The organism is Pseudomonas sp. NPDC088885, from assembly GCF_044750025.1.
Taxonomy (GTDB): domain Bacteria; phylum Pseudomonadota; class Gammaproteobacteria; order Pseudomonadales; family Pseudomonadaceae; genus Aquipseudomonas; species Aquipseudomonas rustica.
In genome coordinates this window covers 421,719-445,398 of the sequence record NZ_JBIVJB010000001.1, presented here as the reverse complement: position 1 = coordinate 445,398, position 23,680 = coordinate 421,719, and the positions used below count along the sequence as shown (strand labels likewise).

Genomic DNA, 23,680 nt, shown 5'->3' with positions numbered 1-23,680 from the left:
CGGGTTAATCATTTAACGAGGCAATGCCTATGATTCGCGAAGTTGAAGGCGATATTTTATTGAGCGACGCTCAGGTGATTGCGCATGGCATCGCGCCCCAGGATCCGTTTGATTCCGGGCTGGCGCTCGCCTTGCGTGAACGCTGGCCGTCGCTGGTCGTTGATTACCGTCACGCCGCTCACGCCAAGGCCCATAAGCCGGGAGAGATCTGGTGCTGGGCCGGTGTTGATGAGCAGGGTCAGGTGCGCTGTATCGTTAACTTGCTGACGCAGGATTCCCTGCATTCGGGGCATGCAGCCAAACCCGGCAAAGCCACATTGAAAAACGTCAGCCACGCATTGCGCGATCTGGCGAAATACATCGTCAGTGAAAACATCAGAAGTGTCGCGTTGCCGCGCTTGGCAACGGGGGTGGGCGCGCTGGACTGGAGCGAGGTCAAACCGCTGATTGCGAAGTATCTGGGGGATTTGAACGTCGACGTCATTGTTTACAAGGAATACCACAAAGGCGTGAAAGCGCCGGAACAGCTCGGTCAGGCGTAGCGCGCTCAGTCTTTCGCTGCCTCCCTGCAAAAGGACTTTTTGCAGGGAGCAGAGCAGGGCTTGCGGCGTGTTGGAATATCTTTGGTCTTTTAAGGAAATACGATGGTCGACGTGATCACGCCCACTACCGGCAATGGCTCCGCTGCAAAAACTCTTCGCCGGGCGCCGCGTCCTCGGCGTAGTCAGGCCGGTGACGTTGCCCCCACACAAAGTGCTGCGCGACTGGAGCGCTTTGTTGTCGAGGAAGAGACTCAGGCGCGGCAGGCAGCAACCGAGGCCGCGGTGCAGGACATTCTGCAAAAAATCCCCGAGGGTGATACCGACGGGCTGATCAAAACCCTGTGCACATTGATGGCGGGGCTGCCTCCCGACGATGCGGTGGTGTTGCGCAACGTGCTGGTCAGTGAGGAAAACCGTTTGCTGGCCGACCAACGACTGCTGCATCCGGACGATCAATTGGCGCCTGACTGGCGCAAGGGTGGATATCCCTATAAAAACTTGCTGTCGCGGCGCAGTTACGAGCGCGAGAAATATCGTCTGCAAGTTGAGCTGCTCAAGTTGCAGGCCTGGGTCAAGGAGACCGGGCAGAAAGTAGTGGTGTTGTTTGAAGGTCGCGATGCGGCCGGCAAGGGTGGCTCGATCAAACGGTTCATGGAGCATTTGAATCCACGCGGTGCACGGATTGTCGCGCTGGAGAAACCCAGCGAAGTCGAGCGCGGCCAATGGTACTTCCAGCGCTATGTAAAACACTTGCCGACGGCGGGCGAGATCGTGATGTTTGACCGCAGCTGGTACAACCGCGCCGGCGTCGAGCGCGTCATGGGTTTTTGCTCTGACGATGAATACCTCGAGTTTATTCGTCAGGCCCCCGAGTTCGAACGGATGCTGGCGCGCAACAACGTTCACCTGATCAAATTCTGGTTTTCGGTCAGTCGGGAAGAACAGCGTCGGCGTTTTGCGGAGCGCGAAAAACATCCGCTCAAACAGTGGAAGCTCAGCCCCATCGATCTGGCTTCGCTGGACAAGTGGGATGACTACACGAGAGCCAAAGAGGGCATGTTCACGCACACCGATACGGTCGATGCGCCATGGACGGTGATCAAGTCCAACTGCAAAAAACGCGCACGGCTCAGCGCCATGCGTTACGTGCTGCACAAGTTGCCGTACGCGGGTAAAGACTTGAAGAATATTGGTTCGCTTGATCCGTTGGTGGTGGGGCGTGCCAATGTTGTTTACGAACAGGGTGAACGTGGATTGCCGATCTCGTTGTAATCGTTTCGGCTAATGGTGGCGTACCGAGTTCACCGCTCCATTCGTGGCGGCGGTGTTCTCGGTACGTGAGCGACCGGCTTAACGCTGGTAACGATTACCCGGCCGCTGCAATCCCAGATGATCCCGCAGCGTGCTGCCGCTGTACTCAGTGCGGAACAACCCGCGCTGTTGCAGCAACGGCACCACGCCGTCAACGAAGTCATCCAGACCTTCCGGCAGGAACGGCGGCATGATATTGAAGCCGTCAGCAGCCTGGCCGACGAACCATTCTTCAAGGGTGTCGGCGATGGTTTTCGGCGTGCCGATCACGGTGTGATGGCCGCGAGCGCCAGCGACTTTCAGGTACAACTGGCGAATCGTCAGGTTTTCCCGGCGCGCCAGATCGATGAACAAGGCCTGACGGCTTTGCATCGAATTGCTCTGCGGCAGCTCTGGCAACGGGCCGTCCAGATCATATTCCGACAGGTCGAAACCACCGGCCATGCCCGCGAGCATCGCCAGCCCAACTCGCGGCTCGACCAGATCCTGCAACTGTTGGTATTTGTCTTCCGCTTCACTTTGCGTGCGGCCAATCACCGGCGAAATCCCCGGCATGACTTTCAACTGCTCAGGACGGCGTCCGTAGCCGGCAAGTCGACCTTTGACGTCGGCGTAAAAGGCTTGGGCATTGCTCAGGGTCTGTTGTGCGGTGAACACCACTTCAGCGGTGCGCGCGGCCAAGGCCTTGCCCGGTTCCGAGGAGCCAGCCTGAATCAGCACCGGGTAACCCTGTGGCGTGCGCGGAATGTTCAGCGGCCCGCGCACCCGGTAGTTTTCGCCGTGGTGATTGAGTACATGGAGTTTGTCCGGTTGGAAAAACACGCCGCTGGTTTTGTCGCGGATGAAAGCGTCGTCTTCGAAACTGTCCCACAGGCCGGTGACAACATCGATGAATTCTTCAGCGCGCTGATAACGGTCGCCGTGTTCGAAATGCTTGTCGCGGCCAAAATTCAGCGCCTCCAGATCGGTCGCCGAGGTCACTAGATTCCAGCCACTGCGCCCGCCGCTCAAGTGATCGAGGGAGGCGAACTTGCGCGCCAGTAAATAAGGTTCGTTGTAGCTGGTCGAGACCGTCGACACCAGGCCGATGCGCTCGGTCACCGCTGCCAGACCCGAGAGCAGCACCAGTGGATCGAAGACATCGCCAGCGGTGGTGAACTGGCCCAGTTCCGGCGAGCCCATCAAGGCCAGGTTGTCGGCGAAGAATATCGCATCGAACTTGCCGCGTTCGGCGGTGGTGGCGAGTTTTTTGAAGTGCTGGAAATCCAGTCCGCCGCCGGCCCAGGCACGCGGGTGGCGCCAGGCGGCAAGGTGATGGCCGCTGCTCATGAGAAACGCGCCCAGGCTCATTTTTGCTGTTGTCATAGTGTCCTCAGAAGTCATAGCGCAAGGTCAGGCCGGCAGTGCGCGGCTGGCCTGGCGAGGCGGTGTAAAGACCGTTGGAACCACTGCCAACAGCCAGGTAATACTCACGATCGAAGGCGTTTTTCACCCACAGCGAGGCGTCCAGCAAACCGTCGCCGTAGTCCATGCGCGCGCCGACCGAGAAGTTGGCGAGGCCGTAGCCGTCGATCTTCGCCAGGTCGGAGTTGTCGAGGGTGCCTTCGCTCTCGGAGCGATAGGCATAGCTGCCGGTGGCGTAAGGTTCGATGCGGTCAATGCGCGGCCACTTGTATTCGCCGTTGATGTTGCCGATCCAGCGCGAGGCGCCGGCCACACGCTGGCCGCTGAGGTCGCAGTTGGTCTGGCCGGGGTTTTCCGAGGGGCAGGGCGCATCTTTGAACGACAGATAGGTGACGTCGTTGAACGAGCCGTTGACGTTCAGCGTCAGCCCGCGAACCGGTACTGTGGTGGCCTCAAATTCGAGTCCGCGTGAGCGCACGGTGCCGGCGTTGGTCAGCAATTGGTAACCGGTCAACGAGCCCGGCGGTTGGTAGTAAGTGGTGGCTTGATAGCCGTTCACGCCCGTCCAGAATACGTTCGCGTTGAGTTGCAAACGCTGGTCGAACAGCTGACTTTTGATCCCCAGTTCCGCATCGTTCGCCCGCTCCGGGCCGACCAGCAACGACTCTGCGCCAGCGCTCGGTGCCGAGCCGACTGCGAGGTTGACGCCGCCGGACTTCTCACCGTGGGACAACGAGGTGTAGCCCAACACATCGTCACTAAAGTGGTAGCTCAAGCTGGCCAGAAACGACGGTGCGGCGTTGTAAAGGTGCAGGTCACCGGTGTCGTAGGCGCCGACCTGGCCGGCACGGATCGCGTTGCCGTCGACCACGCCCGGGATCACCACTGGTGTGCCGCCACCCACAGGGGCGAAGCGCTTGACGTTGGCCTCTTTCTCTTCATAGGTGCCGCGGATGCCGGCGCTGAAATCGAGGCGCTGGGTCAGGTGCCAGGTGCCTTGGGCAAACAGCGCGTAGCTCTCGGTGTCGATCTTGCCGTTGACCTTGCTGCTGACGTTGTTCAGCGCATTGAGATTGGCGCCGATCAGGTTGAGATCCGCCAGCGGCCCGAGGTCGGTGAAGATGCGGTTGCCGAGGTCTTGCTTGAACGCGTAGGCGCCAACCACGTAATCAAAGAACTCGCCTTTAGGCGAAGCCAGACGCACTTCCTGCGAGAACTGCCGGTCGTGGACTTCGTAGCCGAAGTCATTGATCACCGGGACTTCCAGTTGGTCGGCGTCGTTGGCCGGGTTGAAGTGCCAGCTGCGATAAGCACTGATCGAGGTCAGCGTGTAGCCACCGGCGAGGTTCCAGTTGGCTTCAACGGAGCTCGCATTCTGGTGCACGCTGACGTTCTGGCGGCCATCGATGTTGCTCTCGCCCACCTGCGGATTCGCGCCAACGAGTGCCGCGCGGCGCCAAAACACGGGCCCCGCACCGTAAATCACGCTACTGCCGCTGCTGGAGTTTTCGCTGTTGTATTCGTTGATCCAGCGCAGGCTGAAATCGTCGTTGGGTTTGAACAGCAATTGCCCACGCAAGCCTTCGCGCTCACCGCCGAGCAGTGTGCGATCGTCGTGGCGATTGTTCAGGTAGCCGTCATCGCGGGTGCGATAGAACGACAGGCGACCGGCGAGGGTGTCGGTCAACGGCCCGGACACTGTGCCTTTGCCTTGAAAGTAGCCGTCCTGCCCTCCCGACACTTCGAGGCTGCGCTCGGGGGTGAATGTCGGGCCACGGGTGGTGATGTTGAGCACGCCCGCCGTGGTGTTTTTGCCGAACAACGTGCCTTGCGGCCCGCGCAGCAATTCCAGTTGCTCGACGTCGAGCATGTCGAACGCGGCCATGCCGGGGCGGCCGAGGTAGACGTTATCCAGGTAAATCCCGGCGCTGCCTTCGAGGCCATCGCTGGCCGGGTTGTTGCCGATCCCGCGCACGGCAAAACTGGAAACCCGCGCATGGACATAAGCAACGTTGACGCTCGGCAAGGCCTGTTGCAGATCCTGAATCTTGTAGATGCGCTGGGTTTCCAGGTTGGCGCCGCTGAGGGTGGTGATCGGCGTCGGTACGTCTTGCGACTGTTCTTCGCGACGGCGCGCGGTCACGGTGACCTGTTCAAGCCGTGGCGTCGAGTTGTCGGCCTGAGTTGCCGTCGGTGTGGACGCTTCGGGTTCATCTGCGGCGAAGCTCTGGGTCGAGCAGAGGACACCGGGCAGCGCCAGCCATAAGGAAAAGCTCAGGGGCTTGAGGCGATGGGCCGTGGTGGCCGAGTAACGTAAAAGCATGGACGCAGAGCTCCTTTTTTTGCCGCGCGACGCAATCGGTCGGGCTCGGTAGGAGTGCCATGCTAGAGCGTGTGAAGGTGGGAAAAGGGGCCTGCGCGGACAACCTATGGTCCGGCGCAGACAAGGGACTCAAACCGCGATCGACAGTGCCCGCTCAGCAGCGAAAGTGCCGGGCCGAGGCACGTAGCGTTCAGGCTGCAACGGCACATCGTCACGCCGCCATTTACCGGGACTTTCGCCGGTCCAGCGACGGAACGCGCGATTGAAACTGCTCGGCTCATTGAAGCCCAGTCGATAGCAGATTTCGTTGATTGAGCAGTCGGTCTGGCGCAGGTAACTGAACGCCAGTTGTCGCCGGCAATCGTCGAGCAACGCCTTGAAACTGCTGTCGTGTTTGAGCAAGTGCCGATGCAGATTGCGCACGCTCATGCCGAGCTCGTCGGCGACACGACTTTGCTGAACTTCACCCAGAGGCAAGTAACGAATAATCGCCGCGCGAACCCGCTCCGGCAGATTCAGGCGTCGTTGCCGTTCGAGGTAGTCGTTGAGCACGCCGTCGAGTCCTTGGGCCACGGCGTGATTGGCCGTGGTCAGCGGCGCATCCAGCCAGCGGTTGCTGTATTCGATGGCATTTTCGCCGGCGTCGAAGCGGATCGGGCAACCGAGCAAACGTGTCCAGCGCAGCGGATCTTGTGGGGCCGGGCGGGCCAGGCGCACGCCGTGCACGATCGGCAAATCCACCCAGGTTTGCCGGGTGAAGCGCACCGCGCAGGCAATCGACGCTTCGGTGGCGATCTGCTCCACCTCCGCGCCGTCGGCCACGCCGTAAACCATGCGCGTGGTGTGCGGCCCGCGCACCAGACTCATTGCCGCCGACGTGGTGATCACCGGGGCGTAACGCACGCCCCGTTGCAACGCTTCAATCACCGTCGAACTGCTTTGCGCGGCGAAAAACAACCCGTGAAAATCGGTCGGATAACTGTGCTGCGCCACTTGCAGGCCGAAGCATTCGTCAGCACTGATGCGCCGCGCCGCCCGCCAGAATGCGCTCATGGCGGGGAGGGCGATGCGCTGATCAGGGTCATGCAGATGACAACGGCTGATACCGGCCTCGCTCAGCAGCGGGGCGGCGTCGATGCCCTGTGCTTCCAGCGTGCGGGCGATGACTTGGGCCCAGGTGGCAATGGTATCGGTGCTTGGCATGGTGGTTCTCCGGCGTGTTCGGTTATCCGTCCTCGGGGTGATTCAGGCGAGGCCTTCGGCGGCCAAGGTCTGCACCACTGATTCCCGCGCGCGGAAGCGACCGAGTGCGGCCTGCAGCTCAGGGAAATCATTGAGCACACCGACGCGAGCGCTCCAGCCAAGGAACACGCCGAGGTAGGCGTCCGCCACGGTGAAACGATCACCGACCAGATACTCGGTTTGCGCCAGTCGTGCTTCGATCGGTTTCAGTGCGTTGGTCAGTTGTTCCAGCGCACGCTGGCGAATGCCGGCGAATGCGCTTTCGTCAGCGCTGTAACGCTCTGGGCGGTTGATCGGGCGAAACGCGCCGACGTGTACTTCCGTCGCCACGTAACCGAGCCAGCCTTGAATCTGCGCGCGCTCGACCGAACCTGCCGGTGCGAATAATTCTGTGCCGGGTTTGAGGTCGGCGAGGTACGGCAGGATCGCGGTGTTTTCGGTGAGCAGCGTCTGGTTATCCAGCAACAGCGCAGGCACGCGACCGGTCGGGTTGATCTGGCGATAGGGCGAGTTCGGGTCGCCAAGGGTCACGCGCTCGACGTTGATCGGCAGTTGCAATTCGTGGATCACGACATGGGCAGCGAACGAGCAGGCACCGGGGAAAATGAACAACGTGGTCATGGAGAGTCCTTGTTTTAGCGGCTGGCTTGTGGGGTTTGCGAAGCGGTGTCGGTGTGTTGCAGGGCAGCCTCGATGAAGCGCGGCTCGGCCCAGGTTTTCACTTCAAAACCTTTGCGGATCAGTTTCGCCTGGAGCGCCAGATCGACGCTGCGCTGCAAGTTATCGAGGAACGGCGCGTCGAACTGCGGGGCGAAAATCTTCACCAGCGATTGGTCTTTGGCATCGGTGGTGAGGATGTCTGCGGGGAAGCTGGCGAGTTTTGAAACCAGGTTGATGTAGTCCTGTTTGTGGTCGTCGTTGCGCAGCCATGTGATGGCGGGTTGTTGCGCCTTGATCAGGCGCGCGACCAGTTCTGGATGTGCGTCGACAAAGGCGCCACGGCCCAACAGCACGGCTTGCATGCTGCCGGCGCCATCGAGGTCGACGGTGGTCAGCGGCAATTCGGCGAGGCCGCGTGCCTTCAGCGCAATCACGCCGGCGCCGGACCAGGTCGCGTCGATTTGCTTGGCGGCGAGTGCCGCGTTGGCGGCGTTGTAGTCAAGGTTGACGACTTTGTAGTCGCTCTCTTTCAAGCCTTGGTGCGCGAGTGCCGAGGCAAACGAAAGTTGCGTGGCGGTGCCTCGGAAGATAGCGACGCGTTTGCCTTTCAGCGCTTCGAGGGTGGTGATGCCCGAGCCCGGCTGTACGGCGAGATAGAGTTTGACGTCACGGGCCGTCGCACTGAGCAAACGCGTGTCGAGTCCACCGGCCTTGCCGATGATCGCCGGCAAGTCGCCGAGGTAAGCGAAGTCTTCCTGGTTGTTGGCCAAGGCCTCATTGATCGCCGGCCCCGCGCCTTTGAAGAAGTCCCAGCGGATCTTGATGCCGTCCTTTTCGAACTCCTTTTCCAGGGTTTGCCGATCGCGTAACACATCGACAATCCCGGCGCCGCTGGGCGTCGGCCCGGCGCTGATGTCAGGCACGGCGATACGGATTTCCTTGACCGTATCCGCCAGCGCCAGACTGGAAACGAGTAAAGCGGCGAGGGTGAGCGCGGCTTTCGGAAGGGAAGTTCTGCTAAACGACGTCGTTCGACTCACACGGATGCTCCTGCAAATTCCAGCGAGGTGCCGGATCGAAGGCGCAGGTATAGCGGCGTACACACGTAGAAATAAAATAATTAAAAATGTGCTGGTTAGTCGCTTTGGGCATATGAGCGACAACGCATAGCTTGGGACAGCAATGCCTTTCAGGCATAAAAACTATGCCGAGCCAAATCCCCCTCAAACACCCCATCGTTCACTGTAGGAGCCGAGCTTGCTCGCGAAGGCGTCAGCCCAGGCAGTGCAGTGTTGAATGACCCACCGCTTTCGCGAGCAAGCCCGCTCCCACAGGTTTCTTTGTCGCCCACAAAACCTTGGGCACGCCCCAAATCCTTGTGGGAGTGAGCCTGCTCCCACAGGTTTCTTTGTCGCCCACAAAATTCCGGAGCACACCCCAAATCCTTGTGGGAGCGGGCTTGCTCGCGAAGGCGTCAGCTCAGGCAATGCAGTGTTGAATGACCCACCGCTTTCGCGAGCAAGCTCTGCTCCTACAAGTTTTCTGCCGTACACAAATCCCCCGACACGCCCCAAATCCCTGTAGGAGTGAGCCTGCTCGCGAAGGCGTCAGCCCAGTCAATGCATTGTTGAATGACCCACCGCTTTCGCGAGCAAGCTCGCTCCCACAGGTTTCTTTGTCGCTCACAAAACCCCGGGCACGCCCCAAACCCCTGTAGGAACTGAGCTTGCTCGCGAAGGCGTCAGCCCAGGCAATGCATCGTTGAATGACCCATCGCTTTCGCGAGCAAGCTCTGCTCCTACAAGTTTTCTGCCATACACAAAACCCGCGGCACGCCACAACGCCCCTGTGGGAGCGAGCTTGCTCGCGAAGGCGTCAGCCCAGTCAATGCATTGTTAAATGACCCACCGCCTTCGCGAGCAAGCCCGCTCCCACAGTTCGTAATGTCATGCACACATTTCGGGGCGCGCCTCAAAACCGCTGCGTCAGCGTTGCGTCTCACCCGGCTCCACTTCGGTGGCGGCAGCTTTGACAGGCACGCCATCAACAAACGCTTCATGCGCTTCAGGGTCGAGATTGACCTGGTGACGCTCACCCAGCGAGCTATAGCGATCGCGCAGTTTGCGCAGATCCCGTGAACCCATTTTATCCAGCCCCAACGTCGCATTCTGCGCCGCCGTGGTCGCGCGAATCAGTTCATCAATCTTCAGATGCAAAATGTCGTTGTCGCGGTTTTGTGTGTTCTGGATCAGAAACACCATCAGGAAGGTGATGATGGTGGTCGACGTATTGATGATCAGTTGCCAGGTATCGTTGTAGTGAAAGTACGGCCCGGTCAGTCCCCAAACCCCAATCAAGACGATCGCGAGGAGAAAAGTTTTCGAGCTGCCGGCCCAGTTTGAAAGGCCTTGGCAGAAACGTGCAAAAGTCATGAGTGCGAGCTCTCGTTGAATGTAACGAGTCTGACCGCAGCCAGTTCTTGAAATTCTTTTTTACATTTAGACCGCTCGTCGCCATGTTTGCGCGCGACCGTCGCTGCTGGAAAACCTTCTTGCAGGTCGCCCATCATCCTCTTTGAACTCTGCGCCAAACTCCCCCGTCCTCTGCAGTGAGGGGCTCAGGGCAATCCTTGCTGCGCAGTCCCGTTAAACGTTTTCATTCAGAAGGCGAGGGACGACATGAATACTTCAGACAGCAGAGCAGGATCTCAGACCGGCGATCCGGCAGGCAGCAAGCCTGAGCACGACTTTGAGCATTTAAAGGAAGAGGTCACAGAGGCGTTGGGCGGCGCGAGGCATCAAGCCGATGCGCAGTTTGGCCAATATCGCGACACCGCCGCCGATCAGATCGAGGCATTGGCGCAAGGTGCGAAAAGCTTTGTGTCGGAACTGGAGGACAAGGACTCACTGGGCATGTCCGACTACCTCAGCGACATGGCGGAGTCGATGACGGGGCTGGCCGGCAATCTTCGCGGCAAGAGTGCCGAACAGCTCTTGCACGATGCGGCGGATCTGGCGCGCAGCAATCCCGCGCTGTTCATTGCCGGGACCATTGCCGTGGGGTTCGGATTATCGCGATTCCTCAAGGCCGGCACGGGCGCGGCGGTCACCGTCAGCGCTCATCACGATCCGGCAGCAGGCAGTTCCTCCATGCCGCCATCAGACGGTTATGGCGCCCATCGGCCTTATGAAACGTCGCCCGCACCGACCCCCGTTGCGCCAGTCGCGAAAGGAGAACTGTGATGAACAGAGACGATCCGGATCTGCCGGGCACAAGGCCTCTTGCGCAACCTGACGACGCTTCTGTCGTCGGTCTGCTTCGACAGCTGTCCCGCGAAGTGCCCGCGTTATTCACCAAGGAACTGGCCTTGGCCAAGGCCGAGCTGCAAACCAGCCTCACCACGCTGAAGGCTGGCATTGCAGCAGTGGCGGGCGGTGCCATCGTTTTTCTGGCGGGTTTCATCATCCTGCTGATGTCGGCGGTCTACGCTTTGAGCCTGTTCATGGCGCCGTGGCTGGCAGCGTTGATCGTCGGTGTTGTGGTGATGATCATCGGCTTCGCCATGTTGCAAACCGGCAAAAAACAATTCGAGCCGTCCCATTTCAAACCTGACCGGACGCTGGACGCTCTGAACAAAGATCAGGAAGCGCTGCGGAGGAAAGTCTCATGAACACTGAACTGGATATCGAATCGCAAAAGAGTCCCGAGCAGATCGAACGGGAAATCGACGCGCAGCGCGCCAGCATCGGCAACATCGTCGACCAGTTGGAGAGCAAGTTCACCCCCGGTCAGATGTTCGACCAGGCCTGGGGCCTGATGCAAAACAATGGCTCGACGTTTATCACTAACCTTGGCACCAGCGTGCGCAACAACCCCGTGCCTGCGGTGCTGACCTCGGTGGGTCTGCTGTGGCTGATGATGAGCCAGAACCGGCCGCCGGTGCCGCAACCGGTCTATCGAACCGGGCCCGATCAGGACAGGGCCGGGGAATGGGCGGATGGTTTGGCGGACGGTATCGACAGTGCACGGGGCCATTTGCACCAGACGGCCGATTCGCTGAAAGAAGGTTACCAATCGCTGAAAGGCAAAGCCGCGCACTTGGGCGACAACGTTGGTGCCGCCAGTGAGAACCTCAGCCATGCGATGCACGATGCCGGTGATCGGTTAGCGCGCAACTCACAGGTATTGGGTCAGCAGTTCAATCAACTGCTCAAGGAACAACCCTTGGTAGTCGCCGCCGCCGGCATCGCACTGGGCGCCTTGCTCGGTGCCGCGTTGCCAACCACCAGCACCGAGCAGCGCATGATGGGGCGAACCAGCGCCGGGCTGGTCGATAAAGTCAAAAAACAGGCGCAGGAAGGCTACGAAGCGGTTCGCGATACCGTGACGAAAACCACTGAACAAGAGGCTGTCGCCGCCCGTTCAGACTCCTCGACTGCAACGTCGTCGGCCCCGTCCGCCGACCTTTCCCAAGGCTTGGGCACCTCCTGATCGCGGAGAACCGGAGGCCCGCAATGGGCCTCCTTGCCGGGGGTAATGATCGTCGCTTGATCAGTGAAAACACATTGAATGGTGGGAATGATGTCCGAACCTGCAACGCCTTCTGAAACGTCTTCTCGACACTGGTTTAGCCATCTCACAAACGCTGGTTGGGGAGGTCGCGCCTTCTGGCTAGCGCTGGCGTGTGTGGCTGTTCTGTTGATGGTCAGCGGCTATGGCGCATTTGTCGGCGCCAACAAGGCGAATCTTTATTTTGCTTTTCTGGGCGGACTGTCCGGATTTGGCGCCACCGCATTAGGGGCGGTGGTGGCGATAGCGTTGCGCGACATTGCTGCGCGTACGCAAGACATTATGCTTGGGTTCGCGGCCGGCATGATGCTTGCCGCCAGTTCTTTTTCGCTGATTCTGCCGGGCATCGAAGCGGCACAGGCCTTGTGCGGCAATCAGTTGCTGGCGGCCTGCGTGGTGGTGGCCGGGTTGGCGCTGGGCGTGGCGCTGATGGTCGGACTGGATCGCTTCGTGCCGCACGAACACGAAAAAAGCGGTCGGCGCGGACCTGAAGCGAAGCGCATCAATCGAGTCTGGCTGTTTGTATTGGCAATCACTCTGCACAACCTGCCGGAAGGCATGGCGATTGGTGTGAGTTTCGCCAACGGCGACATGCAGGTGGGGTTGCCGCTGACAACCGCCATCGCCATTCAGGATATTCCCGAGGGGCTGGCGGTTGCGCTGGCACTGCGTGTAACGGGGCTCTCGGCATTGCGTGCGGCGCTGATCGCCGTCGCTTCAGGTCTGATGGAACCCATCGGCGCCATCGTCGGTTTGGGTGTTTCCAGCAGCTTCGCGTTGGGTTATCCGATCGCTCTCGGTCTGGCGGCTGGCGCGATGATTTTTGTGGTGTCTCATGAAGTCATTCCGGAGACCCATCGCAATGGTCACGAGACGCCCGCGACCCTTGGATTGATGCTCGGTTTTGGAGTGATGATGTTTCTCGATACGGCGTTGGGTTAGCGCGCGTTATTTGCCCTCAAGAATCTTGAAGGCATCATCCAGCGGCGCATAGCCGACGACTTTTCGCGTTTCATCAATCGAAAGGCGCTTGTATCGATTGTCCGAAACGCCATGGACAACGTGGAATCCGTTCAGCTCGGCATCCACGCAATCGCGCAGCAACGCGACGACATCCCGCACACTGATAAACGCCGCAACGTCCCTGTGGCTGTGCGCTTCACCCGGGTGAAACTCGTTTACGTTGGCAATGCGCACGGCGACGGTGGTCATCGCACCGTCGTTGGCATGCAGCGATGCCAGTGCTTCGCCGAACGCTTTGCCGACCCCGTAAAGATTGCCGGGCCGGGGCGCCATGCTTTCGTGGACTTGTACATCCTTGGGGTAGCCTTCGATGGCCTGAGCGCTGCTGGCGAAGATGAAGCGCTTGCAGCCTTGCGTCTTCGCGGCGAGCAGCATGTTGTAAGTGCCGACGATATTCACCGGCAGGACGGAGGTCATGAAATCCGCGTCCGGATTCGGATCGGCCGCCAGGTGAATGACGGTGTCGATGCCTTCGCAGGCTTCATGGCAACGGGATAAATCGGTGATGTCGAGGGCGAAACGTTCGCTGGAATCGGCAAGTTTTGATACGTCTATATCGGCTAAGCGCAGAACCAGTTCATCGCCATACGCTTTGTAGAAGGCGCCGCCGATCTTGCCGGCAGCACCCGTGACTAATATTTTTCGTGCGCTCATGTCCGTATGTCCTCAGGGTGAGATTCCATTCTGGTTCTCGACCGACCGATGAGTACCATCCTTCTTCGCTTCCAATCAAGGTGTTTGCCAAACCCCACCCTCAGCGACAGGCACTTCGTCGAGATCGTAAGGGTTGACCCCTTCGAGGCAGCCGACATTGAAGCCGAACTCATGCGGGTTTGTACTGCGCCGATGGTGCGTGTAGATCCCGCAGTTGCCACAGAAAAAATGCTCGGCTACGTGCTTGCCGAATTGGTAGGTCCGGAGCGCCGATTCGCCCCGGATCACCTTTAAGTCCACCGCCGGAACCGCTGCCACGACCGCGCCTTTGCGTTTGCAAAACGAACAATCGCAACGGTGCGGGGCCGGGAGACCGTCAGGCAAGTGCAGCTCAAGAATCACCGCGCCACAGTGACAGCTGGCGCGGTGATCGACGCGGATGTGTGTGTTGCCGATTTGTTTAAGCATCGCAGTCCACCTCTCTGGTCTGCCGCATTAAGCTCAAGCCTCTGTCCAGTCCACGGTCGCCGTTTCACGCCACTTCACCTCCGTGACGCCGAATCGCTCGGCCTGAGGCTTGGATACGACTTTCAATGGCGGCTTGCCCGGTTTCGGAATCGGCGCGATGCCGGCATCACAACTCGCCCAATGCCAGGCATCGGCATTGCGCATGGTTTTCGCGCGTATGACGAAAGACTTCGGCTGCCCGTGAAGCTTGTATTCAATGACGAAAATGTCTGTCTGGCTCATGAGTTACTCCTTACGCTCATACGCCAATGAGTGGTGTCGAGAGAAAAAAATTCCAAGAATTTTTACGATGCGAACGACGCGGATAACAGCGCCGCGAAATCAACGCAAACTGCTTAAAAAAAGGAACCAGAGGACTCGCAAAAACTCTGAATCCTCTGCTCCTTTTTTAGCCGCTGAATGAAGCTTACGTAGCCAGAACCGCAACGCCGTCATCGAGCTCAGGCAAGGCAATGTGGCTGTCGCCCGGCGTCAGGATGACCTTGCGGCAATCCTCCTCACGTTTATCGAAAATCCTGTAGCCCTCGGCCGCCTGCTCCAGCGACATGCGATGGCTGATGATCACATCGGGGGAGAGCCGGCCGGTTTCGATGTGCCCGAGCAGTTCCGGGAGGAAACGATGAACGTGGGTCTGGCCCATTTTGAAGGTCAGGCCTTTATCGAACGCGTCGCCGAACAGAAAGCCATGAATGAACCCTGAGTAAACGCCCGGGACGCTGACAATGCCACCGCGTCGCACGGCGGCGATGCACTGGCGCAAGGCTTTGCCGCTGCTGCCTTCGAGTTTGAGGGTGGCGAGGACGGTTTCGGTGGTGCTGCCTTTCGCTTCAAAACCCACCGCATCCACGGCGCCGTCAACGCCACGCATGCCCTTGGTCTGGCGGATGATGGTGTCGGCGGGGTCATCGTCCTCATCAAAATTGATCGGGATCACGCCATAGGTTTTCTGCGCATAGGCGAGGCGATAGGGGTGGTGATCGACCATGAAAATCTGCTCGGCGCCGAACATCCGCGCACACGCCGCGCTCAACAGACCCACCGGGCCGGCGCCATAGATCGCCAGGCTCGAACCCGGTCCGATGTCTGCATTGGTGACCGCCTGCCAAGCGGTGGGCAAGATGTCGGAAAGGAACAAAACCTTCTCGTCCGACAAGGTGCCCGGCACCTTGAACGGCCCGGTGTTGGCTTTGGGGACGCGCACGTATTCTGCCTGGCCACCGGGCACGCCACCGTACATATGGCTGTATCCAAACAGCGCCGCTCCGGAAGGAATGGCCTTTTTATTGAGGATCGCGCCACGGCCGGTGTTGGTGGTTTCGCAAGCGGCGAACAAATCCATCTGACAGAAAAAGCAGCTGCCACAGGCAATCACAAAAGGAATTACCACGCGGTCGCCCGGCTGCACGGCAGTCACCGCTGACCCCGTCTCTTCAACGATGCCCATGAACTCATGGCCGAAAATATCGCCGTGCTCGACGGTGGGAATTTTGCCGCGATACAGATGCAGGTCGGAGCCGCAGATCGCTGTCGCGGTCACGCGCAGGATGATGTCGTCGCTTTGCTCGATAACCGGATCAGGAACCGTGTCGACTTTGACGCTGTGCGCGCCGTGATAAGTGAGTGCTCTCATGACGTCTTACCCGCTTCAGCTGGATGGTAAGCGGGAGAGGAGGAACGGCGAACGTAAGTTCATAGATTCAGGGACACAAATGACTGGCGGTCGCCGACGCGGCCACTTGTGCGATTTTTTAAACCTAATGGCTTAGCCACCGGTCGACTGCAGGAGCCTGTAACTCTGACAGTCGGAGGTAGCGTTAATGATCGGTGTCGTGATCCCTGCACATAATGAAGAGCGCCATATCAGGGCCTGTCTTGAGTCGGTTCTGTTCGCGGCGCAACATCCTGCATTGGCGGGCCAGTCGGTCTCGGTAGTGGTCGTCCTCGACGATTGCACTGACCACACCGGGCGGATCGTTTCAGCGCTGGGCGTGAGCACGATCGTGGCGTCATTCCAGAACGTGGGAAAGGCGCGAGCCACCGGCGCAGAGCACTTGCTGGCCGCTGGCGCGAAATGGCTTGCCTTCACCGATGCCGACACCGCAGTGCCCGCCGATTGGCTGGCACGGCAGATTGAATTCAAAGCCGATGCCGTCTGTGGCACCGTCGAGGTGGACAGCTGGAACGAGCACGGTGAGTCGGTTCGCTCAAAGTACCTGGAGCATTATCAGTTCATCGAAAACCATCGGCACATCCACGGTGCCAATCTCGGCTTGAGTGCCGAGGCCTACCGAAACGCGGGTGGGTTCCAGCATCTCACTGCCCACGAAGACGTCCATCTGGTGGGTGATCTCACGCGGATTGGTGCTCATATCGTTTGGACAGCGACAAATCCGGTGATCACCAGCGCTCGCAAGGATTACAAGTGTCGCGGCGGATTTGGTGAGTACCTGGCCAATTTGAGTACGTCACTGGCCGTGCCTGTGCTTGATCAACAAGTCAGTACCGGTGTTTCTCTTTGACGCGAATGTAGGCGGGAGCGGAAATTGCAGTACATCGATTGGATGCAGTGGCCGGCCATGGTCATTACGGTAGCCTCTGCCTGGTTTATCGGATCGCAACGAGCCTACCGGCGAATGATCGCTTTCTGGGGATTCATCCTCAGCAATGCGCTCTGGGTGATTTGGGGGCTGCACGCCGATGCCTACGCGCTGATCCTCCTTGAGTGCATCCTTTTGGGGATGAATGCCCGAGGCTTCAAGAAGAATTTCGACGGCCACCGTCAGTCTTGAGGGGGTTCGGCTTCCTTGCCCTTCGCGTTTTTCCTCAGCCCGCGCAGGTTCATCAGAAACAGGCAAATCTGCAAGACGATCAACGCGTACGCCCCGGCGTAGGCGCCCCAAATCACCCACAACACGTTGCTCAGGCTAAAGCAGATAAAGCCGAACATTCGCTTTGCCGGTCGCTGCGATCCAATCAGCCATGCGGCGAGAACGGTCACAACCATCGCTGGCCATTGCACCCAATCCAGATCAGCCAAAATATCCTCCTGGCACAGTACGGTTTATGCATTTGGGCTTGACCACCTTCCTGTAGCTAAACCTTAGGCGTCCTGCACGAATAAGGGTTCCTTCACCGATTCTCGCCACTGGATCGTTCGCAGTCGTGTCGGGTCTAGATACTGACTGAGAGATATCGCAAAGGGCCAGACAGGTGAACAAAGCAATCAACGCACACGAGTTGAACATCGACCTGCAGGGTGGTGAAGAAACGGCCCTGTTCAAATGGCTGCTCGCCAGTTTCTTGATGGGCAAGAGGATTCAGGGCGCTATCGCGGCCAAGGCCTATCAGGTGATCGTTGAGCAGCACCAGCGCGATACGCCGCAGAAACTGGCGCACTGCAGCCATCGACAATTGGTGGTGATGCTCGGCCAGGCTCACTACGTGCGTTACGACGAATCAACGGCATCGCGATTGCTGGCGTTGGCGCACAAGCTCAACGCCGAATACGACGGCAAGATCGGCAACATCGTTGAGGCGAGCGCCGATCGTCAGGCCTTCGAAAAACGTCTGGGTGAATTCGAAGGGATCGGGCCCAAGACCGTCGAGATTTTTATGCGCGAAGCCGCCGCAGTGCTTTTTTGAACCGGGCAGCGAGCGCGGAAATAGAAAGCACCATCCTCAAATAATTCATTGTTTTCGACGTTCAGTATCGTCGCTGACCGTCCGTCGTCTTGCCGCTCACTCGATTGAACATACGTTCTTGCTCCCCTGACAGATAAGTCTGCGCCGACGAATTTTTCCGTCGTCTGGCTAACGTACAAGCACTTCGATGCGCGTGATAACGGCTGGACAAAAGTGGTACTCAAACCAACGGCTTGACGCTCCACGCGTTGCCTTCGCCAGCTGTAACACGGCCGGCGTTTTTCGCTATTCGATCGAGCGGAGAGACCTTCCATGAATGACCTTCCAGTAGTGAGCATTGCCGCCAGGCCGTTGCCATTCGAGCCTGCTTTCGAGCAGATCCCCGACGACGAGGCACAGACCAGCGAGGAACTGAACAAAGCGCTGCATGCCATCATGGAAACTACGTTCAAGGACAATGGACACGCCACGCGCAGCGTTCACGCCAAGGCCCATGGCGTGCTGCGCGGGCGGATCACGGTGCTCGATAATCTTCCGGCCGAACTTGCTCAAGGCGCCTTTGCGACGCCGGGAACGTTGCCGGTGGTTTTGCGTTTCTCAACCAATCCGGGCGACATTCTTGATGACAAGGTGTCGACCCCGCGCGGGTTGGCGCTGAAGATCATTGGCGTGGACGGCCCACGGCTGCCGGGCAGCGATGGGGTGGTGACGCAGGATTTTGTGATGATCAACGCCAAAGCCTTTACGTCGGCCACGCCCAAAGCATTTCTTAAATCACTGAAGTTGCTGGCGAAGACGACCGATAAAGCGCCCGGTCTGAAGAAAGCGTTTTCTGCATTACTGCGCGGTGTTGAGGCGGCGATTGAGTCAGCCGGCGGCGAAAGTGGCACGCTGAAGAGTCTCGGCGGCCACCCGCAAACTCACATTCTCGGCGAGAGTTTCAGCACGGTCGCGCCATTACTGTATGGCGCGTACTACGCAAAAATTGCAGTCGTGCCGATTTCTCCCTCACTGACGGCGTTGACTCATCAGCACGTCGACTTTGCCGACAACCCCAATGGCCTGCGCGCAGCGGTCAAAGCGTATTTCGCGCAGAACTCGGGGGTGTGGGAAGTGCGGGTACAACTGGCCACAGACCTTGAGAAAATGCCGATCGAAGACGCCTCGGTCGAGTGGCCGGAGAAACTCAGCCCTTACCTCACCGTCGCGCGAATCGAAGTCGATGCGCAGGACGCCTGGGCCAGCGACAACGTCGAAGCAATTGACGACGGTATGTCGTTCAGCCCGTGGCATGGTTTGGCTGCGCATCGGCCGTTGGGCGGAGTCATGCGGGTACGTAAACCGGCCTATGAAATGTCGGCCGGGTTTCGCGCGGAGCACAATGGTTGTCCGATGCAGGAACCTCGTTGAGCTCGATCATCGGGTCTGGCGCGAGCGGTTGCTTGGATCACCTTCTGCCAACATGCGCTTCAGGCATTCCCGCTCCGGCGCGCCGGGCAACACACCGGTGGTTGTCGCCAGCAGTACAGTGACGCCTTCGCCATTGACGACGCTGACCTCGGCTCTCGCGTGCCCGCGCTCAGCAATGTCGGTGATCAACCACTGGCAGGTGATCTGTTCTTCGGCGTACACCGGGCGCTTGAATTCGAAACTCATTCCACTGGCCAGCCAGCCAATCTGCCCGCCAATCTCGGTCATCAGGCTGGCCGTCAGCAGGCCGTGGGCGACGGGCGCCTTGAACCGGCGTAATTGCGCGTATTCAGCGTCGCAGTGCACCGGGTTGTAATCCCGCGAGATCTGCGCAAATTGCTGGATATCGTCGTAGGAGAAACAGCGGACAACGCTGAAACTGTCTCCGACCTTCAGGCCCTCGGCGGCACGTTCTCTCGGCGTTTTCATAGGCTTCCTTGAATAGGCATTGGCTCGAAGGATAGGTCAGGCACGCAGTTGTTCAATCAGCAGCACCAGCGCGATCACGATCATGATCGCCCCGGCCAATCGACTGACCACGCGTGCGGCGGCCGGACGGGCCTGAAGCACGACTTGCGAGCCGAAACCCACCAGCAGATAAATCACTCCGCAACTGACGGTGTGCACCAGCCCGAGCGCGATCATCTGCGCAGGCACTGGCCAAGCTGCGGCGGTGCTGGTGAATTGCGGCAGCAGCGCGAGAAACAGCAAGAACACTTTCGGATTCAACCCGCTGACACAAAAGCCCTTGAAGGCCCAGCGCGCCCACGAATCAGTGCTCTGGCTTGCATCAGCGTGCGGCGTGGGCGGGCGGGCTAGCAGATTAGCGCCTAACCACAGCAGATAACCGGCGCCGGCCACCGTCAGCACCGACAAGGCCAAAGGATGATTGGCGACCAGTGTTCCGACACCCGCCGCGACAATGACGGTTGCGAGCAAATGCCCGGACAACAGCCCCGCCACGGCAGGCATAACGACGCGATGCTTCAAGCCTGCGGAGATCGCGTACGCCCAATCGGCACCCGGTGTGATGACAAATAGAATCGACACCGCCCAGAACGCGGCAAACATGCTCAAAGTCATGGCGTCACCCAGGGTCGTTGATTGGAGGTGGTTTTGATCATCGTTGCTTCCTGAACAGTGTTTTGTGCCAAGGAAGAATAATGAAAACCGGCTAGAATCTTCTTTCAAAGATGATCGTTGTGGCGTCGCAAATTGGAAGGTTTTACTGAATGGACAGAATTGATCGCAATATTCTTGCTGAGCTGCAAAAGGATGGTCGGTTGTCGGTGACTGAACTGGCGGATCGCGTCGGGTTGAGCCTTTCACCCTGTCATCGCCGCGTGCGGGCGTTGGAGGAGTCGGGGGTGTTGCTGGGTTATCGCGCGCAACTCGATCCTGCTGCGCTGGGCCTCAACTTTTCCGCGATGGTGTTCGTCACCCTGCGCGAGGGCAATCGTCAGGCTGTCGAAGCGTTTGAGACGGCGCTGGTGGAGATTCCACACGTGGTGGATGCGCAACGGCTGTTTGGTGAGCCTGATTATTTGCTGCACGTCATCACTGAGGATCTGCCGGCGTTTCAGCGTTTGTACGACGAGAGCCTGTCGACGTTGCCCAATGTGCAGCGGCTGACATCGACGTTGGTGATGAAGCGGGTGGTGCAGGATCGGCCGTTGCCGTTGGGAGTTTGAAAAAGGGGGCGCTGCGCACCCCTACGGGGATAAATCCCCTCGCCACAAGGGGCTCTATTGTGATTTGGTTGAACTAAAAGCTGACCGGCTCGTCAGGATATTAAGTTGTCCATTCAACCACTGACGGATATCCGCATGCACACCTATACCTTGGAATACCTGTTTAACGGCGAGCCGCGTAGCCACACCTTCGAACTCAAAGACACCCATCTGGCCGAGCATGAAGCGGCCATGCATCTATTGGAGTTGCATTTGGGCGATGCCGAAAACGGCTTGCTGATGCCCACGGCAGACGCCACTCCGGAAGAAATTCTGGAGCAGGCCGAGCGGGTAGGGTTGACGCAGATTCGCGTGGTCAATCAAACGCGATGAGGGCGGCGCCGATTGCAGTGTGCGTTGCAACACTGCGATCGGGCCTGAAACGCGGGGATCAGCTTTCGGCGGTTTCGCTTGGGGTTGCAGCGGCCTCGGCGTCCAGCTTCAGGCGATCAGCCTTGCTGATGTATTTCGGCTTTTTTGGCGCCAGTTTGGCGCTGGCCTTTTTGGCCTTTTCCTTGAACAACTGCTTGAGTTTCTTTTGACGGTTCATCGGTTTTACTCGGTTTTAAAGGCGCAATAGCAACTAGCGAAGAGCGTACACGTAAGCGTCGATGGTTGAGCCGTCTGCCAAGGTCACCTGCGTCTGCAGGCGCTGGTATTCAGAACCTTCGAATTCGTCGAGCGCTGCCCAGTGTTCGGCAAAATTCTCGGAAGAGAACACGTAGCCGGCAATGTCGTCGCCATCGTCGGCAATGATCAGGCCGGGATAACCCAATTCCGCACCCCAACCGGCTTCGGCCAAGCGGCCCTTGAGCGTGGCAGTTTCCCAGACGCCGCCGATCTTCAGCATGACATGCTCATTCGGTCGCCCCGGGCCCAGGGTTCCATAAACGAATAGACGCTCCACGTTTGCTCTCCGCTGGAAAAGGGGTGAATCCTGACCTATGGATCGAGTCCAGGCAATCAACAACTGGGGTCACAGCGATATAAAGTCCCGAACGGCTTTAATCGTCGGCACCGGTGCCTCTTCCATTAGCCAATGACCTGCCGCAGGAATCACCACTTCCGTGACGTTGTCAGCGGCATTGCGCATGACGATCGCCTCGTTGTTGCCGAAGGATTTCTCGCCGCCCACCGCCAGTACCGGCATGCTCAAGTGTTTTTGCAGGACAGGCTCGTTGTCGAGGGCATCCTGACGAATGCTGCGAAATTGCGCGAAAGCGGCGTGCATGGCACCCGGGCGCGCGTAGAGTTTGGCGTAGTGCTGACGGGTTTGTTCATCGACCTTGGCCGGGGTGCCGGCGAACTCGTTCCAGAAGCGGTCAAGGTAGATGCGCTCGCGGCCAGCCACCAAGCGCTCCATGTCCTTGCCGCCAAAATCGAAATGCCAGAGCATCGGCGAGCGCACGATGTCGTTCCACGGCGTAATGCCGGGCACGGGCGCGTCCATCACCACCAAACGATCGGTGAGCTGCGGATAGCGTGCGGCGTAGGCAAACGCGACCATCGTGCCGATGTCATGGCCGATGACCACCGAGTGTTCGATTTTCAACGCGCTCAACACCGCGCGAATGTCGCCGGCCTGTGTCTTCTTGTCATAGCCACCCTCGGGGATCGACGACAACCCCATGCCACGCAGATCCGGCACCACCACCGTGTGATCGCGCGCCAGATCCGTTGCCAGCGGCGCCCACATGTCGCCGGTATCGCCAAAACCATGCAACAGCACTACCGCCGGGCCTTTGCCGCCGACCCGAACGTGCATCGTCGCGCCTTCGACTTTGATGTCCTGCGTCTTGAAGCCTGCGGGGAACGGCGTGATGTCGGCGTGGGCTGGGAGGCTCAGCGCGAGCAGGGTGAGGGCGGTCAGCAAGGGACGGATCATGTCGGTGGCTCCGGATGCGGGGGCGCTGTTGGGGGAATGGAGTGAGCGTAGACGGATCCATGGCGGCAGGAGGGTTTTTAACCGACAGCCAGAAGCTGGTCAGGGACGTCAAATCGCTGTGCAGTCGCCTCCTGAACTTGTGCCCGTTCAATCATCTAAGCTGAACGTGCAGCGTCCGGAAGACACAGGAGCACGCAACCATGAAGGAACCTCTCATGTTCAGATTACGCTCAACGATTGCAGCGCTTTCATGCGTCGCGCTGATTGTCGGTTCTACCGCCGCGCTGGCCGATCCCGGTAACGGAAAGGGCCAGGGCAACGGTAAAGGCAACTCGCAAAACGTGCAGAACCAGGGTGGACAGGACGGGCACGGCAACAAGGGCAAGAAGTCCGGTGGCGACTGGGGCAATGGCCCAAGCATCGACCGCGGCAACGTGCTCGGCATTGTCGGTGGTTATCGCGATTACTGGAGCCCAGGGCCGTCGTTGCCGCCCGGGATCCAGAAAAACCTCGCACGCGGCAAGCCCCTGCCACCGGGGATCGCGAAGAAACTGGATGGACGCCTTGTCGGCCATCTGCCGCATTACGACGGCTATGAATGGCAGCAAGCGGGCACGGATCTGATTCTCGTCGCGTTGGCGACGGGTCTCATCTACGAAGTCCTCAACGGGGCTTTTGATTAGCGAGGGGAGGGGGC

At 59.2% G+C, this 23,680-nt stretch carries 29 protein-coding genes; 13 read left to right on the top strand and 16 right to left on the bottom strand.

Annotated features, from left to right (window positions below):
• Positions 1 to 29: 29 nt before the first annotated feature.
• Entirely contained in the window at positions 30 to 542 is a 513-nt protein-coding gene (locus ACIP1X_RS01835) for a macro domain-containing protein (protein ID WP_159811422.1), read from the top strand.
• Between the two features lie 102 nt (positions 543 to 644).
• Entirely contained in the window at positions 645 to 1,814 is a 1,170-nt protein-coding gene (gene ppk2, locus ACIP1X_RS01830) for a polyphosphate kinase 2 (protein WP_400748735.1), read from the top strand.
• Between the two features lie 78 nt (positions 1,815 to 1,892).
• On the opposite strand, the gene ACIP1X_RS01825 is transcribed toward ppk2, so the two are convergent.
• The 6 genes from ACIP1X_RS01825 to ACIP1X_RS01800 form a co-directional block, all read right to left on the bottom strand.
• A complete protein-coding gene (locus ACIP1X_RS01825) occupies positions 1,893 to 3,218 on the bottom strand; it encodes an LLM class flavin-dependent oxidoreductase (RefSeq protein WP_400748733.1) in 1,326 nt (441 codons plus the stop codon).
• A 7-nt stretch (positions 3,219 to 3,225) separates the two neighbouring features.
• A complete protein-coding gene (locus tag ACIP1X_RS01820; protein WP_400748730.1) occupies positions 3,226 to 5,580 on the bottom strand; it encodes a TonB-dependent receptor in 2,355 nt (784 codons plus the stop codon).
• Between the two features lie 129 nt (positions 5,581 to 5,709).
• Positions 5,710 to 6,783: an AraC family transcriptional regulator gene (locus ACIP1X_RS01815; protein WP_400748728.1), complete on the bottom strand. Its 1,074-nt coding sequence runs from the start codon at positions 6,781 to 6,783 to the stop codon at positions 5,710 to 5,712.
• Positions 6,784 to 6,825: 42 nt separating this feature from the next.
• Entirely contained in the window at positions 6,826 to 7,443 is a 618-nt protein-coding gene (locus ACIP1X_RS01810; RefSeq protein ID WP_400748725.1) for a glutathione S-transferase C-terminal domain-containing protein, read from the bottom strand.
• Positions 7,444 to 7,457: 14 nt separating this feature from the next.
• Entirely contained in the window at positions 7,458 to 8,522 is a 1,065-nt protein-coding gene (locus ACIP1X_RS01805) for an ABC transporter substrate-binding protein (protein ID WP_400748723.1), read from the bottom strand.
• A gap of 945 nt (positions 8,523 to 9,467) precedes the next feature.
• The gene (locus ACIP1X_RS01800; protein WP_400748721.1) at positions 9,468 to 9,914 is read right to left on the bottom strand and encodes a low affinity iron permease family protein; all 447 of its coding nucleotides are present in this window, start codon (positions 9,912 to 9,914) and stop codon (positions 9,468 to 9,470) included.
• Between the two features lie 246 nt (positions 9,915 to 10,160).
• On the opposite strand from ACIP1X_RS01800, the gene ACIP1X_RS01795 reads away from it, so the two are divergent.
• The 4 genes from ACIP1X_RS01795 (at position 10,161) to ACIP1X_RS01780 (ending at position 12,993) form a co-directional block, all read left to right on the top strand.
• On the top strand, positions 10,161 to 10,724 hold the full coding sequence (locus ACIP1X_RS01795; RefSeq protein ID WP_400748718.1) for a hypothetical protein: 564 nt from the start codon (positions 10,161 to 10,163) through the stop codon (positions 10,722 to 10,724).
• On the top strand, positions 10,724 to 11,152 hold the full coding sequence (locus tag ACIP1X_RS01790; RefSeq protein ID WP_159811416.1) for a phage holin family protein: 429 nt from the start codon (positions 10,724 to 10,726) through the stop codon (positions 11,150 to 11,152). The genes ACIP1X_RS01795 and ACIP1X_RS01790 overlap by 1 nt, the downstream gene beginning before the upstream one ends.
• Positions 11,149 to 11,973, top strand: coding sequence for a DUF3618 domain-containing protein (locus ACIP1X_RS01785; protein WP_400748716.1), 825 nt, complete (start codon positions 11,149 to 11,151; stop codon positions 11,971 to 11,973). Before ACIP1X_RS01790 ends, ACIP1X_RS01785 begins: the two co-directional genes overlap by 4 nt.
• Before the next feature lie 90 nt (positions 11,974 to 12,063).
• Positions 12,064 to 12,993, top strand: coding sequence for a ZIP family metal transporter (locus ACIP1X_RS01780; protein ID WP_400748713.1), 930 nt, complete (start codon positions 12,064 to 12,066; stop codon positions 12,991 to 12,993).
• 6 nt (positions 12,994 to 12,999) lie between these two features.
• Here ACIP1X_RS01780 and ACIP1X_RS01775 read toward each other — a convergent pair whose 3' ends face one another.
• The 4 genes from ACIP1X_RS01775 to ACIP1X_RS01760 form a co-directional block, all read right to left on the bottom strand.
• Entirely contained in the window at positions 13,000 to 13,728 is a 729-nt protein-coding gene (locus tag ACIP1X_RS01775) for an NAD-dependent epimerase/dehydratase family protein (RefSeq protein ID WP_400748711.1), read from the bottom strand.
• Between the two features lie 75 nt (positions 13,729 to 13,803).
• Positions 13,804 to 14,196 (bottom strand): GFA family protein, encoded by a 393-nt coding sequence (locus ACIP1X_RS01770; protein WP_400748709.1) that lies wholly within the window; start codon positions 14,194 to 14,196, stop codon positions 13,804 to 13,806.
• A 33-nt stretch (positions 14,197 to 14,229) separates the two neighbouring features.
• The gene (locus ACIP1X_RS01765; protein ID WP_159811412.1) at positions 14,230 to 14,478 is read right to left on the bottom strand and encodes a DUF6555 family protein; all 249 of its coding nucleotides are present in this window, start codon (positions 14,476 to 14,478) and stop codon (positions 14,230 to 14,232) included.
• 184 nt (positions 14,479 to 14,662) lie between these two features.
• Positions 14,663 to 15,886, bottom strand: coding sequence for a zinc-dependent alcohol dehydrogenase (locus ACIP1X_RS01760; protein ID WP_400748707.1), 1,224 nt, complete (start codon positions 15,884 to 15,886; stop codon positions 14,663 to 14,665).
• Positions 15,887 to 16,073: 187 nt separating this feature from the next.
• On the opposite strand from ACIP1X_RS01760, the gene ACIP1X_RS01755 reads away from it, so the two are divergent.
• Together ACIP1X_RS01755 and ACIP1X_RS01750 are read left to right on the top strand one after the other, a co-directional pair.
• The gene (locus tag ACIP1X_RS01755; RefSeq protein WP_400748705.1) at positions 16,074 to 16,775 is read left to right on the top strand and encodes a glycosyltransferase; all 702 of its coding nucleotides are present in this window, start codon (positions 16,074 to 16,076) and stop codon (positions 16,773 to 16,775) included.
• Between the two features lie 24 nt (positions 16,776 to 16,799).
• A complete protein-coding gene (locus ACIP1X_RS01750; protein WP_053119674.1) occupies positions 16,800 to 17,045 on the top strand; it encodes a hypothetical protein in 246 nt (81 codons plus the stop codon).
• Here ACIP1X_RS01750 and ACIP1X_RS01745 read toward each other — a convergent pair.
• Entirely contained in the window at positions 17,036 to 17,260 is a 225-nt protein-coding gene (locus tag ACIP1X_RS01745; protein WP_400644693.1) for a hypothetical protein, read from the bottom strand. The genes ACIP1X_RS01750 and ACIP1X_RS01745 overlap by 10 nt on opposite strands.
• A 206-nt stretch (positions 17,261 to 17,466) precedes the next feature.
• On the opposite strand from ACIP1X_RS01745, the gene ACIP1X_RS01740 reads away from it, so the two are divergent.
• Together ACIP1X_RS01740 and ACIP1X_RS01735 are read left to right on the top strand one after the other, a co-directional pair.
• Complete coding sequence (locus ACIP1X_RS01740; RefSeq protein ID WP_400748702.1) at positions 17,467 to 17,898, top strand: DNA methylase; 432 nt, start codon at positions 17,467 to 17,469, stop codon at positions 17,896 to 17,898.
• Positions 17,899 to 18,210: 312 nt separating this feature from the next.
• The gene (locus ACIP1X_RS01735; protein ID WP_212546023.1) at positions 18,211 to 19,308 is read left to right on the top strand and encodes a catalase family protein; all 1,098 of its coding nucleotides are present in this window, start codon (positions 18,211 to 18,213) and stop codon (positions 19,306 to 19,308) included.
• A gap of 6 nt (positions 19,309 to 19,314) precedes the next feature.
• Here the strand turns inward: ACIP1X_RS01735 and ACIP1X_RS01730 are convergent, their stop codons facing one another.
• Together ACIP1X_RS01730 and ACIP1X_RS01725 are read right to left on the bottom strand one after the other, a co-directional pair.
• Positions 19,315 to 19,797, bottom strand: a complete 483-nt coding sequence (locus ACIP1X_RS01730) for a MaoC family dehydratase (RefSeq protein ID WP_053119680.1) — start codon at positions 19,795 to 19,797, stop codon at positions 19,315 to 19,317.
• A gap of 36 nt (positions 19,798 to 19,833) precedes the next feature.
• Positions 19,834 to 20,451, bottom strand: a complete 618-nt coding sequence (locus ACIP1X_RS01725; protein WP_212549387.1) for a LysE family translocator — start codon at positions 20,449 to 20,451, stop codon at positions 19,834 to 19,836.
• 149 nt (positions 20,452 to 20,600) lie between these two features.
• Between ACIP1X_RS01725 and ACIP1X_RS01720 the strand changes: the two genes are divergently transcribed.
• A complete protein-coding gene (locus ACIP1X_RS01720; RefSeq protein WP_053119684.1) occupies positions 20,601 to 21,059 on the top strand; it encodes an Lrp/AsnC family transcriptional regulator in 459 nt (152 codons plus the stop codon).
• 135 nt (positions 21,060 to 21,194) lie between these two features.
• Positions 21,195 to 21,431, top strand: coding sequence for a hypothetical protein (locus ACIP1X_RS01715; protein WP_159811468.1), 237 nt, complete (start codon positions 21,195 to 21,197; stop codon positions 21,429 to 21,431).
• A 58-nt stretch (positions 21,432 to 21,489) separates the two neighbouring features.
• On the opposite strand, the gene ACIP1X_RS01710 is transcribed toward ACIP1X_RS01715, so the two are convergent.
• From ACIP1X_RS01710 to ACIP1X_RS01700, 3 genes are all read right to left on the bottom strand, one after another.
• On the bottom strand, positions 21,490 to 21,648 hold the full coding sequence (locus ACIP1X_RS01710; protein ID WP_159811403.1) for a DUF2986 domain-containing protein: 159 nt from the start codon (positions 21,646 to 21,648) through the stop codon (positions 21,490 to 21,492).
• A gap of 33 nt (positions 21,649 to 21,681) precedes the next feature.
• Positions 21,682 to 22,005 (bottom strand): gamma-glutamylcyclotransferase, encoded by a 324-nt coding sequence (locus ACIP1X_RS01705; protein WP_400748698.1) that lies wholly within the window; start codon positions 22,003 to 22,005, stop codon positions 21,682 to 21,684.
• Positions 22,006 to 22,074: 69 nt separating this feature from the next.
• Positions 22,075 to 22,983 carry an alpha/beta fold hydrolase gene (locus ACIP1X_RS01700; RefSeq protein ID WP_159811401.1) on the bottom strand — a complete coding sequence of 303 codons (909 nt, stop codon included), beginning with the start codon at positions 22,981 to 22,983 and terminating at the stop codon, positions 22,075 to 22,077.
• A 215-nt stretch (positions 22,984 to 23,198) separates the two neighbouring features.
• Between ACIP1X_RS01700 and ACIP1X_RS01695 the strand changes: the two genes are divergently transcribed.
• On the top strand, positions 23,199 to 23,666 hold the full coding sequence (locus ACIP1X_RS01695) for an anti-virulence regulator CigR family protein (protein WP_282353371.1): 468 nt from the start codon (positions 23,199 to 23,201) through the stop codon (positions 23,664 to 23,666).
• Positions 23,667 to 23,680: the final 14 nt, after the last annotated feature.

Coding starts and splice junctions, on each gene's coding strand:
- ACIP1X_RS01835 (WP_159811422.1), top strand. CDS start 30: ATGATTCGCGAAGTTGAAGGCGATATTTTATTGAGCGACGCTCAGGTG.
- ppk2 (WP_400748735.1), top strand. CDS start 645: ATGGTCGACGTGATCACGCCCACTACCGGCAATGGCTCCGCTGCAAAA.
- ACIP1X_RS01825 (WP_400748733.1), bottom strand. CDS start 3,218: ATGACAACAGCAAAAATGAGCCTGGGCGCGTTTCTCATGAGCAGCGGC.
- ACIP1X_RS01820 (WP_400748730.1), bottom strand. CDS start 5,580: ATGCTTTTACGTTACTCGGCCACCACGGCCCATCGCCTCAAGCCCCTG.
- ACIP1X_RS01815 (WP_400748728.1), bottom strand. CDS start 6,783: ATGCCAAGCACCGATACCATTGCCACCTGGGCCCAAGTCATCGCCCGC.
- ACIP1X_RS01810 (WP_400748725.1), bottom strand. CDS start 7,443: ATGACCACGTTGTTCATTTTCCCCGGTGCCTGCTCGTTCGCTGCCCAT.
- ACIP1X_RS01800 (WP_400748721.1), bottom strand. CDS start 9,914: ATGACTTTTGCACGTTTCTGCCAAGGCCTTTCAAACTGGGCCGGCAGC.
- ACIP1X_RS01795 (WP_400748718.1), top strand. CDS start 10,161: ATGAATACTTCAGACAGCAGAGCAGGATCTCAGACCGGCGATCCGGCA.
- ACIP1X_RS01790 (WP_159811416.1), top strand. CDS start 10,724: ATGAACAGAGACGATCCGGATCTGCCGGGCACAAGGCCTCTTGCGCAA.
- ACIP1X_RS01785 (WP_400748716.1), top strand. CDS start 11,149: ATGAACACTGAACTGGATATCGAATCGCAAAAGAGTCCCGAGCAGATC.
- ACIP1X_RS01780 (WP_400748713.1), top strand. CDS start 12,064: ATGTCCGAACCTGCAACGCCTTCTGAAACGTCTTCTCGACACTGGTTT.
- ACIP1X_RS01775 (WP_400748711.1), bottom strand. CDS start 13,728: ATGAGCGCACGAAAAATATTAGTCACGGGTGCTGCCGGCAAGATCGGC.
- ACIP1X_RS01770 (WP_400748709.1), bottom strand. CDS start 14,196: ATGCTTAAACAAATCGGCAACACACACATCCGCGTCGATCACCGCGCC.
- ACIP1X_RS01765 (WP_159811412.1), bottom strand. CDS start 14,478: ATGAGCCAGACAGACATTTTCGTCATTGAATACAAGCTTCACGGGCAG.
- ACIP1X_RS01760 (WP_400748707.1), bottom strand. CDS start 15,886: ATGAGAGCACTCACTTATCACGGCGCGCACAGCGTCAAAGTCGACACG.
- ACIP1X_RS01755 (WP_400748705.1), top strand. CDS start 16,074: ATGATCGGTGTCGTGATCCCTGCACATAATGAAGAGCGCCATATCAGG.
- ACIP1X_RS01745 (WP_400644693.1), bottom strand. CDS start 17,260: ATGGTTGTGACCGTTCTCGCCGCATGGCTGATTGGATCGCAGCGACCG.
- ACIP1X_RS01735 (WP_212546023.1), top strand. CDS start 18,211: ATGAATGACCTTCCAGTAGTGAGCATTGCCGCCAGGCCGTTGCCATTC.
- ACIP1X_RS01730 (WP_053119680.1), bottom strand. CDS start 19,797: ATGAAAACGCCGAGAGAACGTGCCGCCGAGGGCCTGAAGGTCGGAGAC.
- ACIP1X_RS01725 (WP_212549387.1), bottom strand. CDS start 20,451: ATGACTTTGAGCATGTTTGCCGCGTTCTGGGCGGTGTCGATTCTATTT.
- ACIP1X_RS01720 (WP_053119684.1), top strand. CDS start 20,601: ATGGACAGAATTGATCGCAATATTCTTGCTGAGCTGCAAAAGGATGGT.
- ACIP1X_RS01715 (WP_159811468.1), top strand. CDS start 21,195: ATGCACACCTATACCTTGGAATACCTGTTTAACGGCGAGCCGCGTAGC.
- ACIP1X_RS01710 (WP_159811403.1), bottom strand. CDS start 21,648: ATGAACCGTCAAAAGAAACTCAAGCAGTTGTTCAAGGAAAAGGCCAAA.
- ACIP1X_RS01700 (WP_159811401.1), bottom strand. CDS start 22,983: ATGATCCGTCCCTTGCTGACCGCCCTCACCCTGCTCGCGCTGAGCCTC.
- ACIP1X_RS01695 (WP_282353371.1), top strand. CDS start 23,199: ATGTTCAGATTACGCTCAACGATTGCAGCGCTTTCATGCGTCGCGCTG.